General features: G+C 45.7%; 9 protein-coding genes and 1 pseudogene. 5 read left to right on the forward strand and 5 right to left on the reverse strand.

Features of this window, described 5'->3' with window-relative positions; all coding sequences use genetic code 11:
- Window positions 1-100 precede the first annotated feature (100 nt).
- A complete protein-coding gene (locus VSQ62_RS19170) occupies window positions 101-2,653 on the reverse strand; it encodes a Helicase associated domain protein (protein WP_334636377.1) in 2,553 nt (850 codons plus the stop codon).
- Between the two features lie 859 nt (window positions 2,654-3,512).
- Between VSQ62_RS19170 and VSQ62_RS32675 the strand changes: the two are divergent.
- The 3 genes and pseudogenes from VSQ62_RS32675 to VSQ62_RS19180 form a co-directional block, all read left to right on the forward strand.
- Window positions 3,513-3,600: pseudogene (locus tag VSQ62_RS32675) on the forward strand (AAA family ATPase); the annotation flags it as partial.
- A gap of 204 nt (window positions 3,601-3,804) precedes the next feature.
- Window positions 3,805-4,680, forward strand: coding sequence for an RpnC/YadD family protein (locus VSQ62_RS19175; RefSeq protein ID WP_334636378.1), 876 nt, complete (start codon window positions 3,805-3,807; stop codon window positions 4,678-4,680).
- Between the two features lie 35 nt (window positions 4,681-4,715).
- Complete coding sequence (locus tag VSQ62_RS19180; protein ID WP_334636379.1) at window positions 4,716-6,401, forward strand: AAA family ATPase; 1,686 nt, start codon at window positions 4,716-4,718, stop codon at window positions 6,399-6,401.
- Between the two features lie 10 nt (window positions 6,402-6,411).
- On the opposite strand, the gene VSQ62_RS19185 is transcribed toward VSQ62_RS19180, so the two are convergent.
- Complete coding sequence (locus tag VSQ62_RS19185; protein ID WP_334636381.1) at window positions 6,412-7,629, reverse strand: PocR ligand-binding domain-containing protein; 1,218 nt, start codon at window positions 7,627-7,629, stop codon at window positions 6,412-6,414.
- Complete coding sequence (locus tag VSQ62_RS19190; RefSeq protein WP_334636383.1) at window positions 7,626-8,408, reverse strand: response regulator transcription factor; 783 nt, start codon at window positions 8,406-8,408, stop codon at window positions 7,626-7,628. Before VSQ62_RS19190 ends, VSQ62_RS19185 begins: the two co-directional genes overlap by 4 nt.
- A 240-nt stretch (window positions 8,409-8,648) precedes the next feature.
- On the opposite strand from VSQ62_RS19190, the gene VSQ62_RS19195 reads away from it, so the two are divergent.
- Both VSQ62_RS19195 and VSQ62_RS19200 read left to right on the forward strand, forming a co-directional pair.
- Window positions 8,649-9,341 (forward strand): cysteine hydrolase family protein, encoded by a 693-nt coding sequence (locus VSQ62_RS19195; protein WP_334636384.1) that lies wholly within the window; start codon window positions 8,649-8,651, stop codon window positions 9,339-9,341.
- A 17-nt stretch (window positions 9,342-9,358) separates the two neighbouring features.
- Complete coding sequence (locus VSQ62_RS19200) at window positions 9,359-10,729, forward strand: APC family permease (RefSeq protein ID WP_334636386.1); 1,371 nt, start codon at window positions 9,359-9,361, stop codon at window positions 10,727-10,729.
- Window positions 10,730-10,855: 126 nt separating this feature from the next.
- Here the strand turns inward: VSQ62_RS19200 and VSQ62_RS19205 are convergent, their stop codons facing one another.
- On the reverse strand, window positions 10,856-13,678 hold the full coding sequence (locus VSQ62_RS19205) for a YfhO family protein (protein WP_334636388.1): 2,823 nt from the start codon (window positions 13,676-13,678) through the stop codon (window positions 10,856-10,858).
- Complete coding sequence (locus tag VSQ62_RS19210; protein ID WP_334636390.1) at window positions 13,659-14,624, reverse strand: glycosyltransferase family 2 protein; 966 nt, start codon at window positions 14,622-14,624, stop codon at window positions 13,659-13,661. The genes VSQ62_RS19205 and VSQ62_RS19210 overlap by 20 nt, the downstream gene beginning before the upstream one ends.
- Between the last annotated feature and the right edge of the window lie 242 nt (window positions 14,625-14,866).

A 14,866-nucleotide genomic window follows, 5' to 3' on the forward strand; every position in this document is an offset into this window, starting at 1 on the left:
CATACTCCTGAATATCCAAGTGCCCCTGCTGCAAGGATATCCAAATCGTAATCCTGGTCATTCATTTATCTATTACATCTTCTTTATGAGCAATGCCGATCTATACTGCTTCCTGATACCCTTCGCAGCCGATCCTTCTTACATCACCCTGATTTCCGTTGTTTTTCTTATTAACGGTCAAAACGCCCAAAGAAGCTCCTGCATCCTGATTCTTCTGACTCTGACTTTCCTTCTTTTGCGATGGGTTCTCCTGACTGCCGTGATCTGAATCCTTATCACATCCATGTTGTACTAACTTCAGCCCAATCGCTTCAAGTCTTCTCACCTGATCTTCCCGCAGCGTTTTTCCTCTGCGCTTCCCGGCATAGATCTGCTTCTGTTCATTGACCCATTTTGCGAGCCATATACCATTCGCCCGGTACTTCGAAGGAATATTTAAGTTTCCATGCGCTTCGTAATAAGCTTTCGCAAGCCCATACCGCACTTCCCAGGAATCCGGTTTTACCCACACCATTCCAAGTGCGTTAAGCTGCTCCTGCCGTTCTATCGAATGTTTTGCTTTCCCTTTTTCCCGTCTGTCCACGATCCAGTGTCCCAATTTATACCCGGACGGACTTACATAAGATACCGGCACATTCAGATTCCCATACGCATCATAATAAGCCTTTGCCTCCGCATAGCCCTTATCCCACTGCTGTTCCGGCTTCGTCTTCCAGACCATGCCGATCCCATCAAGCCGCGCGATCTGTTCCTGCGTCAGCTTAGCCCCGCTGGTCTTCCCTCTGCGAAGCAATCGCTGCCTTCGGATCCACCCGCCGATCTTAAGTCCCTTCGGGGAAATATATGCATTGGGGATATCCAGATTCCCATGTTCCCGGTAATACTGCAGGCATTCCATGAAATTCTCTTCCCACAGATAATCCGGCACATCCCAGATCATCCCTATCCCGCTTAGCGCCCGAATCCGCTCTTCTGTCAGATATTTTTTTTGGATTCCGCTTTTCCGGTAAGTCCGAAGCTGGCAGATCCATGCGCCAAGCCGGATTCCTGAATCCGTCACATCATTTACACTGGTATTCAAATTTCCATGCTCTTCGTAGTATCTCCTTGCTTCTTTGTAATACTTCTCCCAGGAAAGGTCCCGGTAGTTTCCCCAGACCATCCCGATCCGGTCAAGCTTCTGTATCCGCTCCGCACCAAGCACACCGTATTTCTCTCCGGCACGAACTTTCCGCTGCGTCAAAAGCCACCTGCCAAGCCCATACCCTTCCTCCGTCTGATACCGTATCGGCACCTCCAGATTCCCATGCTCCTGATAATACCGGTTCGCGTACTCATACATCCGATCCCAGGAAGCAGTCAGTGTCTCATTCAATCTCTCAAACAATACGCGGCAGTCCCTCACCTCATCGATTACTTTGAAGTGTTCATGGACAATCTCTTCCTTCCGTCCCATGAAATGATAATAGGACGCGGCAATCTGCATCTCTTCCTCAATCGCTCCAATGCTGTACAAGTTCTCTATGTTCAGCACGATATCGAAGATGACTGCATCCCGCTTCTTACCTGCCGACAATGCACGTCCGATCTGTTGTTTATAAATGATCGGCGACACCGTAGGCCGGAGCAGAATTACGCCGTCCACATCCTCCACATGTACTCCCTCGTTCAGCATATCGATACAATACAGCAGCTTCAGATGCCCGCTCTCATCCTCTTTAAAATCTGCAAATGCCCGACTTGTTGACGGATCATCAGAATATAGAGAATAAATGTGCGGTTCCCCATCCACCTTTGCAAACCATTCCGGCGCTTTCCCGATCATCTCCGTCATATGCTCATAATTCGCACAGAAGACAATATATTTCCCCTCGGGATTCTCCATATGTTTACGGAAGATTTCCTCAAGCCCATCTGCCTGCGCCAATGCACGCCTAAGAGCCTCCAGCCTCTTCTCGCCTTCCTCCCGAACCGCCTGATTCTTCACGGCCCGCACCCGCCTCTGAAATTTCTCCAGATCCTTTTCATAAGAGAAAACAGACAATACATACTTGGGCGGATTCAAGATTCCCCGCACAATCGCCTCACCCAAGGTCATCTCCGAGGCGACATTTCCATCAAATAACTCATCGGACATATCTCTCTGATTATCCAGATAGCGGATCGCCGTTGCCGAAAGTCCCAGCACCGGTGCATCCGGGTACATCGCAAGCAGGTTTTCTACCCCCTGCCCCCAGACTTTCGCACCGCAACGGTGGAATTCATCCAATATAATATAGTCAGGCTGAATCTCTCTTAATTCTGCCTCAGACATAGTAGTCAGCTTCGCATACGTATAGAATCTGATATTTGGCAGGCCATTCTCCGCAAAGGAGTTGCTATATTCCTTTGCAACCGTGTTTACCAAAGAGTCCTTATGCTCCTCCTCAAACGCTCCGCCCGCCGCAAGATTCTCCACCTGTGTCCGGAAAATATATTCCGACGGCGATAGCCAGCAGATCACTCGATCCGGGAAGTCCTCACATAACTTAAATCCAATGAAAGACTTCCCCGTGCCCGTAGGATGCACGACTGCCGCTTTCCCCGCTGATTTCATCATGGTAAGAGCCGCCTGGTATGCGATTTGATTATGTTCAAATAATTTGATTTTCATATCCTCGGCTCCTTTCTGTTACCATTTCTCCTGCTGCCAACTATTTTCTGCATACTGTATGAAAAGCTTTTTCCCAAGCAGAATCAGCAATTTCTCATTGCCGTATCCTCGTCAAAAATGTAATGAAGTACCATACTTCATTACATTATGCCGATAATCCCCTGTTTTCCGTTGCGTTCTATTGGCTTGACCAGAATTTTGACGGCGGATAATCCGGAATCTCTTTCGAAAAACCTTAGATTAGCGTCTATATTTCATTCATTTTTTAGTAATAATTGAAGATTTACTGAATTTGACTAGAATTTTGACGGCAATAAAACAAAAATCTCTTTGATTTCCTTGATTTTTTGTTAAATAGAAAATGAAAGGATATTCATTTTTCTGATTTTCCATGACTTTTTGGGAGAAAATTACAGAAATGCCAACAGAAACACACCTTGCAGTCCTCCAAAATGTTGACAAAACCATTTTTGCATGGTAATATAACGTAAACAAAACACATTTTTGACATATTTTTTGCCTAAAAAATGTAATGAAGTATGGTACTTCATTACAGATTTTTATGTTAAGTAAATAGGGCAGAAAATTTATATTCCAACTTTGACTAAATATTAGGATAAGGAATTGGGCAGACCGGCTCCATCTTTTATCCTATTTTCAAATAAATCTTTACTGATAATAAAATCTATTACGTTTATCCCACACCTTCTATACTATCCAAGCCTCGAATTTGCAACCTTGAAAATAGTACCCAGATGAATTTAGACAATTCCATATTAGAAACTTACGTTGAAGTTCCTTCAAAATAATGATAAGATACAAGAAAAGATTGTGAGGTGCAATTACAAATAATTTTTATATGACCTCATTCATAAAAGAATGGTGGGAATACAATAACGTTGTAACCCTGATTACCCGCCCCAGACGTTTCGGCAAGACTCTGAACACTGAAATATTCCTAAACACCAAGGGTAAAAAGGATGATGAGATAAAGGATTTTCTGGCTTATATCGAAAACAGCACTGATGCCTGTGCGCAGCAGACCTCCAGCCAGCTTGTCAAAACAATCCATAAAAGAGTAACTGAATAAAGCTGGACAAGAATATGGAACTCCAGTATATGAATTTATTACAGATGCAGGGAGGAATATAATGTCAGAAGGAATCGTTTATCAGAATAAGGATATTTTATTTAAGATCCTTGGTAAGACATATAAAGAAAAAAGTTTTGCGGCGTATGGCATTGACCTTCCGCCGATCAGGGCGCTACTTCCCACAGACCTGCCGAAGATTGCTGCAAATGAAAAAAGCATTGACAACCTGTTTCTGTTGGAAGACGGCACTTATGCGATTGTAGATTATGAATCGGTATACAAAAAAGCGAATAAGATAAAATATCTGAATTATATCGCACGGGTAATGGAAAAATACTTTAAAGAAAATGAAACATTCAACCTACGCCTAATCGTCATCTACACCAGCGATGTACAAAGCGCGGAATCAACGTTTGAAACAGACTGCTTTACCCTGCGTACCGAGCAGGCTTTCCTGTCCCATATAGACGGCGAAGCAGCTTTCCGTGAAATTCAGGGCAAAATCTACTCCGGCATCCCTTTGACAGATAATGACCTGATGCGGCTGGTGATCCTGCCGCTTACGATTCCTGGTACAGAGGGGAAACAGAGTATGCTGGAGAGGATTGTTATCCTGGCTGAACAGATACCAAACGAAGAACAGCGGATTTTTACCCTGTCCGGCGTGATCGTAGCAAGTGACAAATTCATCAACAGAGAATATTTAGAGCAGATAAGGAGGAGAATCAATATGACACAGTTAGGGCAGATGTATGAAAAAGAAAAGATTGAATATGGAAATCAGAAAGCAAAAGAAAAAGCCATAGAAATGGCTAAATCTTTGATGGATGAAGGTGACGACCTTATTAAAATTATGAAAGTTACTGGACTGACTGAGGCAGAGTTACTTCGCCTTCAGAATGGCCGTTGGTCCTTTGAAGTTCCTTCAAAATAATGCTAAGATACAAGAAAAGATTGTGAGGTGCAATTATGGCAAGATCTGTCGGTATCGGTTTTCAGGACTTTGAACAAATGATTACTACAAATAATTTTTATATTGATAAGACCTCATTCATAAAAGAATGGTGGGAATACAACGACGTTGTAACCCTGATTACCCGCCCCAGACGTTTCGGCAAGACTCTGAACCTGGACATGGTGGAACATTTTTTCTCTGTCAACTATTCCGGGAGAAGTAACCTGTTCCACAATCTGTCTATCTGGCAGGAGGAAAAATATAGGAAACTACAGGGAACCTATCCCGTAATATCCTTAAGTTTCGCCAATGTAAAGGAAACCTCTTTCCAGAGTACGAAGAAAAGGATCTGCCAGATTATAGAAAAACTGTATAATAAATATGACTTTCTTCTGGAATGTGATTGTTTAAACGAAAAAGAAAAGGAAACGTATCAAAAAATATCCGCCGATATGGAGGACTATCTGGCCACGGATTCCCTGAATGCCTTATCTGATTATCTGATGCGCTATTATGGGAAAAAGGTCATTATCTTATTGGATGAATATGATACTCCTTTGCAGGAAGCATATGTACACGGCTATTGGGATGATCTGTCTTCTTTTATCCGCAGCCTGTTCAATGCCGCCTTTAAGACTACCTCCTTTCTTGAAAGAGCTATTATGACCGGCATCACCAGAGTCAGCAAAGAATCTATTTTCTCAGACCTCAATAATCTGGAAGTAGTGACCACAACCTCAGAAAAATATGAAGCTTCTTTTGGATTTACCCAGGAAGAGGTCTGGGATGCATTGAAAGAATATGGATTATACGAAAATAGAGAACAGGTACGGACCTGGTATGACGGCTTTACTTTTGGCACAAAAACTGACATATACAATCCTTGGTCAATCATCAATTATCTGAATAAGAAAAAGTTCTCCGCTTACTGGGCCAATACCAGCAGCAACAGTCTGGTCGGAAAACTAATCCGCGAAGGTAGCGCAAATACCAAGGTAATCATGGAAGATCTTCTGTCCGGGAAAACATTCCATACTGAGATTGATGAACAGATCGCATTCAATCAATTAGATTACGATGAAAACGCAGTCTGGAGCCTTCTCCTTGCCTGTGGTTACCTGCGGCTGATAAATTGTTGTATGGATGAAGAATGGGGGATCGAGAAATATGAACTGGCCATCACCAACAAAGAAGTCCGTCTTACATTCAGACAACTGATCACCGGATGGTTCTCTAAATTTACTCCGGCATACAATGATTTTATCAAGGCTCTCTTAGCTGATGACAAAAAAGCCATGAACACATATATGAACCGTGTCGCCTTTACAACTTTCAGCTATTTTGATACAGGGAAACACCCATCCAAAGAATCGGAGCCGGAACGCTTTTACCACGGATTCATCCTTGGACTGATGGTAGATCTCGCAGAACGATATTCCATCACTTCGAACAGGGAAAGCGGTTTCGGGCGGTACGACGTATTACTGGAACCTCTTTCGGATGCAGATGACGCAATCATTATGGAATTTAAGGTTCACGATCCTACAGATGAGGATACACTTGCAGATACTCTGCAGAAAGCACTGGAGCAGATCGAACGGAAGAAATACTCTGCTATACTGGAGGCGAAGGGGTTTACATCAGATCATATTCGAAAATATGGGTTTGCATTCGAAGGGAAGACCATTTTGATCGGATGAGAAACTGACTTCATTCTTTCTGTATTTTAATTGTAATAACCGTCCCCTTGCCAGGCTGGCTTTTTATATTGAAAGAAACTCTTTTCTTAAAAGACATATGGAATCTGTGATAGCAGTTATAGAGTCCCACGTGCTGTGCTTCCGGAGGCTCAGAGCCTTTCATATCCGCACAAAGCTTCGCAAGGCGTTTGGACGGAATCCCAATTCCGTTATCCTTGATCCTGATATAGACATACTCTTCCAACGACAAACACTGCAGTATCAGCTTCCCTCCGCACGGCCTGCCGAGAATGCCGTGCTCGATCGCGTTTTCCACCAACGGCTGTATTGAGAAAAAGGGAATAAACATACCTTCAAGCTCTTTCGCACAGTGAATAGTATAGTCTATCCTGCTGCCAAATCTTATTTTCTGGATAGCCAGATAGCTTTCAATATAATCCAACTCCTGGCGAACCGTCACATAGCTTTTGATATTTGCCAGGCTGTAGCGCATCATACGCGCAAAGGAATCGAGCATTTCCTTCGCAGTATCATATTCCTCCAGCGACATAAGACGCGAGATAGAATTGATGACATTAAAAATAAAATGCGGCGTCACCTGCTTCTGCAGCGCGTCGAGCTGCGCTAATTTCAACTGCTTTTCCAGACGGCTGCGGCGAATCTCCATATCAAGCAGTTCTTCAGATCTCTTGGCCAACTGCTTTTGAACCTGGGCATAGGCGGCCGTCTGTATAATATAATTGGTAATATTAGACAAGGCCGCTGTTGTTCCGTCGATCTGCTCAGGCGTTACGACCGGAATCTCTCTGTAGTAGGCAGCAAGCTCCGGATCGTCCAGCCAGTTAATATCTTTCGGAGCCGGATCGTGGGGATAAAGGTTGTCCTCTGAACACAGCACATTGCCGGCGGTAATCGCTCCGATACACTCATCTTCATATATCAGCGGTATCTCAATATTGATAAGTCCTGCGTGACAGATATAGATACAGGGCTTTTTCGTTTTCAACGCGATAGCAATGGCATTTTTATTCGTGCACGAACAATAAAAAGCGCCTTTTTCCGTCTCGTTTATCTTCGTACAGAAGCGGCAGAAATTGCTCTTTGAACTGACATGATTGCCCTGTGCATCCGTGAAAATAACACCGAATCCTGTTGCCACAGAAAAGGAATCCTGGATCTCATTCTGGGATTTTTCTGTAATCACATCATTTAACTTCAATTTCTTCATAATCCATTGCTTCTCCTTTTCTCGCTTTGTATAAACTGCCGGTACTGAAGGGGCGTCATATCGGTAATCTGCCTGAAGGTCCTGTTAAAATGCGAAGTATTATTAAAACCAGAATCCTGTGCAACCTCCTGTATGGTCCGTCTTGTATTTGCAAGCAGATATTTTGCATTTTCAATCTTTTTCTGATTAATGTAGGATTTTATGGTCTGCCCGGTCTCCCTGTGAAATTGTTTGGAGACATAGGAAGGCGTAAAATGAGCCAGTTCGGCAAGCTCATTCAATGTAATATTCCTGTAACAATTCTCATCTATATATTTCATCAAAATATCAACGATATTTTCCGGCTGTTCGGGACTGTTCTTGATAGAACGGCAGGCATTTAGCTGGGAGGCAGCCGCCAAATCACGGCCGGCAGAATGTGCCATACAAGACTGAATGGTTTCGATAATCTGTTCTTCTGAGGCAGGCTTCAGCAGATAAGCGTCCAGCCGATAGTCCAGCGCCTTTTTTGCGAATTCAAAATCCGCATATGCCGTATTCAGGATAATTATCATACCTGGGAATCTTTCTTTGATTTTATGCGCAGACTCTAAGCCGTTCATCAAGGGCATATGGATATCCATGATGATAACGTCCGGCTGTGCTTTTTCTGCCAATTCCGCAATCTCCACACCGTTCTGCGCCTCTCCGACGACCTGATATTCCATATGACGGTGAAAAAGATTTCTAAAATACCTGCGTTCAACAGCTTCATCATCCGCCAACAATATTTTTATCATAGATACCGCCTCCCTTCTGAATCTTTTATTAGTATATCATAATACCTCTGAAAATTCATTTTGATTATAAAATAGAGAAAAAATAGACAAAAAATGCAAATTGATAATCAAAAAACGCAAAGTATTTTGCATATTATCCGCTGTATGACCAACAGAATAGACATTAACGCTAAAGAAATATAAAATATCGATATCATAAAAGAATATCCAAAAAAATTCAAAAAAGGAGGACTAAGAAGTATGAGAGTAAACGACAGGCATGTATCATTCTATTATGAAAATGATCATGACATGGGGGAAATCTTAATTGACAGGGAGAAGACCGCGCTGCTGATCATCGATATGCAGCATGTGTTTATCACGCGTCCCGCATATGAAGATCCTACCGAAGAAGAAAAAAGAGAAGCCGCAAGATGGGAACAATTTTACAAAGCTATCGACGAGGTGGTCCTGCCTAATAATCAGAAAATACTCGCGGCGTTCCGCAAGAAGGGAATGGAAGTATGCTTCGCAAAAATCCAGTGCCAGAAGAAAAACGGCGCGGACCGCTCTTTGGACCAGAAAGCCACCGGCTATAACGAACTCTGCCTGCCGCCGGGAACACCGTCAGCCGAGATCGTTCCGGAGCTTACGCCTATGGATGACGAAATCGTGGTCACGAAGACGACTGACAGCACCCTTACAGGTACTTCACTCAGGCTGTGGCTTCACAATATGGGTATCGACACCGTAGTGTGTACCGGCGTACTCACGGACCAATGCGTGTCAGGCACGGTAAGAAGCTTGGCCGATGAGAGCTTCAAGGTATGGCTGATCGAGGACGCCTGCAGAGCGTCCACACAGAAGATACAGGATAATGAACTGGAAATCCTGAATAATATCTACTGTCATGTGATCAATACTGAAGAATTACTGGAAGCGCTTGATAAATAACAGAAGGAGGATTTGCGATGGGTGAACAGAAATTAAAAAGAAATCTTAGTTTTATATCAATGATAGCGCTGGCATCAGGCGCCGTAATTGGAGGCTGGCTTGCAGAAGCGCCCTACTGGTTTTCGGTAACAGGTGCGGGCGCGGCGGTTATCTTCCCGATTCTGGCTATTCTGCTGATACCGATCGGACTGACATTCTCCGAACTGACGGCGATGCTGCCGTTCGCTTCCTCCGTAGATATCTGGACCACGAGCGCATTCGGCCATAAGACAGGGTTCGCCGTACAGTGGATGATGTTCCTGGTACAGGTGGTGGAACCTCCTATGATGGCGTTTATCTTCATTACCGCAATCGGTTATTTCGTTCCGATACCGTCAAGCATGAATCTTCCGATCGCGATCGGGATCGTAGTGCTATGGTATATTATGTCGAACTTTAATGTAGGACTTACCGGAATGCTGGCGAATATATTTTTCTTCGCTATGATCATTATGTCTCTGATCGTAAGCGCAACGTTGTTCTTCAGCGGTCATTGGGAGGCGTCGAACCTGACTGCAAACGGCGGAATGTTTCCGCAGGGTTTCAAGGGTATCTTCATCGCAATGGCTGTATTTTCCTTAAAATTTATCGGATTCGAGATGACGCCTACCATGATCGAAGAGACGAATTTCCCGCCGGCAAAAATGTGGAAGATTATTCTGTCTGCGTTGTTTGTACCGGCAGTCCTCTACCTCATCGTAGTAATAGCGATCGGCGGTATGGGTTCCTGGGACATTGTCGCAGGCATGGGGATGCCGGAACCGGAATTTATCGCACAGTTCTCGCTCCCTAAGATTGTGGCAATGCTGGCAATCACCGCGGGAATCCTTCATGCGCTGACTACACTGATGGGTTTTTGGACTTCCTCCGCACGCGTCCTCTACGGAGCGGCGCAGTTAAACCAGCTCCCCAAGGTAATCGGCAAACTGAATCAGAAGGGACAGCCGGTAGTCGCTAATACGCTGGTTCTCGTGTTTACTATCTTCTTCTGCATATTCAGCGGGGATAACTGGGTCCAGTATATTTATGCCGTTTCCTGTATCGCGGCGGGCCTGGTGTATTTCATGTGCTGTCTGGATGCCATGGCGCTTAGAAAGAAGCATCCCGAGTGGAAGCGTCCGTACAAGGTTCCGTGCGGGAATGTGGTCTTTGTACTCGGCATGATCATCTCTCTATGGGTGATCATCGGCTCCTGTCTGGAGCTTGCAATCGGCGGTTATGTATCCCTTGTAATCTACTGCATCCTGGGTATGCTGATGTATGCGATAATGGGACAGTACCGCAAGAAAGATCCTGATGAACACGCACTGGTCACATTGACCCCGGAAGATATAGATAAAGGATATTAACGCTATTCATTTCTCTAATTCTATAATAAGAAATAGCATCGTACATACCCGCTCAGGGCTGCAGATGCTATTTCTTACTTCTGCATACATTTATGCTTCAATTAACGAGTTTTTGTAATTCCTCAATTAAGACGGACAATTCTTCAAAAACAACAGCATTGAATCTCTAATCTTTTTTAAGAACTTCTCGTAGATCTTCAGAATGTAAACTATAAATAATAAACACCCTGCCAAAGAGATCATCTTCCCTAATCTCACCCCCGGCGCATGATAAAGTATCTCAACATCGTGCTCGCCTGGCTCGATCCGGCACCCAAGAAAAGCCGTGTTCACCTCTTCTTCTTCCGCCGACTGACCGTCTATCAGAATCTCAAAATGCTCATCATACGGGATCGTTGTGATAAGATACCCCCGCCGCTTCACATCTATAGTCCCTGCAATACAATTTCCCTTCGTTCTCTCCTTATCTACCCGAAGTTCCGACTGATACAGCTCAATGCTTTCCTCTTTATCGGGAAGTATTCCCAGATATGCCTTTGCATCCGATATCTGATACCGTCCCTCTCCCAGGATCACTTCCACGGACTTCTGCCCGTCTCTTAGAGGAACGGCATAGGCAAATTCCGTATTGCCGTTATAATAGAAATGATCTATCGACGTCAGCTTATTCCGTATCCCTTCCACCCAGACCGCAACATCCTTCGACGGTCTTAAGTTCTTTACCCGGAACTTTAAGAATAAGACCTCCGCTTCCCGCTCCTTTGCCTGCGGATCCGGCAGATCAAGATATATCGTCTCCTTCTCTTCCGAGTCCGTCTCCTTTGGCAAATGTATCTCTATCTCCTTCACAGCAGTATTTTCAGCCGCGGCATTCTCCTTCGCGTCATTTACAATGGTTCCGTCCGGGGAAATGTCCTTCACCGCCGCATAACGAAGCAGCGCCAATTGATTGCAGGGAAATTCCAGTCCTCTGTATCGTTCCTCTGTGATCACCCGGTCCGTTGCATAGGCAGCCGGCGACACCCGGTCATTTTGATATACTCTCAGACCTGTCTTATCCTCTGTATCCTCATATCCTGCTACCTCTTTATATCCTGACGCTTCTTCATACCCCGGCACCTCTTCATCCGAAACTATATATTTCACTCCCATGAATCTCTGATACACCGGATTATGTACCGCAGACTGCATCAGGAAGTTCCTGAAAGGCTCTTCGATCTGAAACGTATCCTCCCGGAATTCTCTATACTTCTTATGATAAGAGGATGAATAGATAGAGGAAATATACTGATCCATATTCCAGATCCGGTTCAGATTCGCCGCATTCTCCTCTTCGCCGCCTAACTGCTCCGTTCGGTAGAATCCCTTCTCTTCTTCCGTTGCCTCTCCGATCAGCTCTCCGATCCGGGCATCCGTCGCACTCTGGTAAAATTCTCTGCTCACCGCATGGGCTCCCTGCGCATGACACCCATTGCCAAACACGATAAGAAAAGCGATCCCCACTGCCATTAAGACAGTAGTGCTCCATTGCCTGATCTTAAGGCCTGACAGCCCATGAGACATAGCCGGAAACAGCCATTTCCGGCAGCATAGGATGACCGCATAGCATACGAACATCACTGCGCCGTCCAGAAGCAGCAGCTTCCAGTATTTCCCGGCCTCCCCCTGCCGCCGGAACACATAGATCAGCACGGCCGTCAGCGCATAAGGCAGCAGTTCCGCAACCGGTCCCCGAGATCCCAGATCATTCAGATAACACGCCATCACATAGCACAGAAGCGGCAGAAACGGGATCATCGCCTTATCCCGCACATACAGTCCTCCGTTTAGCAGGTACGCGAATACCGGAACCGTAAGCACTGTTATGCACCCCCACGCCAGCACCTTATCACTCAGATTCCTTCCGAAAAACACATCCTTTCGGATCCCCTGCGATACATGGCGCTTCCGGGGCAGGCGGACTATCGTCCGGCAAGGTATGGCAAGCAGGGCCGTAAGGGCAAGGGTGGTAAGTCCGATCCCGTGCGTTGAATAACAAAATCTGGACGCAGACACCCCCGGTATCAACAGCTCTGCAATACTGAGCCCTGCACTCTCCCCGCCCCGTCCGGTCAGTGTAAGCGCCGTCGGCACCAGCAAGACAGAACTCATCAGCACCGCCAATATAAACGGAACTGCGAATCTGATCCCCGCCGTCAGGAATATTCCAGGAGTAACCTTCTTCCCTTCTTCCTCACATACCGCCAAAAACCTGTGAATTCCATACAGCACCAGTACCAGCATCCCGCCGATGCTGAAATAAAAGCTGGTCATGATCATAAGACAGACACTGGCCGCGATCCAAATGCCCGATCTTCGCCTGACATTTCCTGCATGCCTGCCGCCATGTATCCTGCTGCCATGCATCAATACCAGACCGCCTGTACAAGCTTCTTCACACTCAAAATACCGGTCCGCTCCCCACAATCCCGTGATCAGAAACGGCATATAATTCACAAACATAACCTGGCTGTAGGAATGATAGATCATCGGCCCGGACAGCAGGAACATCACCGTCACCCCCGCACGGATCCTCTGCGGGAATCCTCTCCTTCCAAGCCACGCATACATCAGAAGCACGGAAGACAGAAGACTTAAGAACTGAACCGCCATCATATAATCGGACATTTTCACAGACGGAAGCAGATAGGACAGCATCAGAATGGGATTGTACAGTCCATAATAGGCAAAGTTATAGATATTCTGACCGCCCCCGATATTGGCCGCGAATTCCGGGAACAGCTCTCCCGTCTCATAGAACTGCTGCCGGAAATAATCCGGCAGTACGCTGTGCTGGCTGATCCAGTCTACCTTCGAACCGAATACCCCGTAACGGAAGCAGAACAGATAGCAGAACACCGCGGTCAGGATTCCAAGGAAAAGATATCTTTTACACTGAAGCCGCCTCATGCCTGTCTCCCTTCTTCTCCTCACTGGAATCCTTCAGAATGAATATCGGTCTGTGCTTCGTCTCCAGATATGTCTTGGACAGATATTCACCCACGATCCCCGTACAGAAGAGCTGGATCCCGCTTACCATGAAGATGATGCACACCAGCGACGGCCAGCCTGACACCGGATCGCCCCAGATCAGAGTCCTTACGATGATGACCAGTATCATGAGGAATGACAGTATACAGAAGCATACTCCCACCACCGACGCCAGAGACAGCGGCGCTACAGAGAAGCCTGTGATCCCTTCCAGTGAGTAAGCGAACAGCTTCCCAACCGACCACTTCGTCTGCCCGGCGCAGCGTCCCACATTCTGGAATTCAAGCCATTTGGTCCGGAATCCCACCCACTCGAAGATTCCCTTCGAGAAGCGGTTATATTCGCTCATCCCAAGCACCGCATCCACCATCTTGCGCTTCATCAGACGGTAATCCCTGGCGCCGTTCACGATCTCCGTCTTGGAAATGCGGTTGATAAATTTATAAAAGCTCTCTGACAGGAAAGAACGAATCTTGGGCTCTCCTGCCCGTGTAGACCGTCTGGTCGCCACGCTGTCGTAATTCTCTTCCTGTAAGATCCTGTACATCTCCGGCAGCAGTCCCGGCGGATCCTGCATATCCACGTCCATTGTCGCCACATAGTCTCCCGCCGCATTCTTAAGCCCGGCGTAGATCGCCGCCTCTTTTCCGAAATTCCTGGAGAACGACAGATACCGGCACCGCCTGTCCGCCTCATTCATTTCTTTTAATATAGAAAGGGTCCGATCCGACGAACCGTCGTCCACAAAGATCAGTTCGAACTCTTCGCCTGACATCTCACCCATCACCCGGCACATTTCCCGATAATATAAGGGCAAAGCCTCCTCCTCGTTAAAGCACGGAATTACAACGCTTATTCTGCTCATCTTACATCTCTCCTTTGTCTCTCCTATAATTCCCCTGGAAGAATCTTCCACATGTTACTATTTTTCCCTTCATTCAGATACTTTACACGGCTTCTCTTAAGAAACCCCAAAAATAAATCTTAAAAATTCTTAAGAACTTCTAAGAATTTTCAAAAAAATGTTATACTTAATTTTAGAAAACGGACCCGCAGCACAAGTGTAGAGTCCGCAGCAGCTACCGAGTGTTACGCTGACAATTCAGA

Source organism: Sporofaciens sp. JLR.KK001, from assembly GCF_036941055.1.
In the GTDB taxonomy this organism is placed as follows: domain Bacteria; phylum Bacillota; class Clostridia; order Lachnospirales; family Lachnospiraceae; genus Sporofaciens.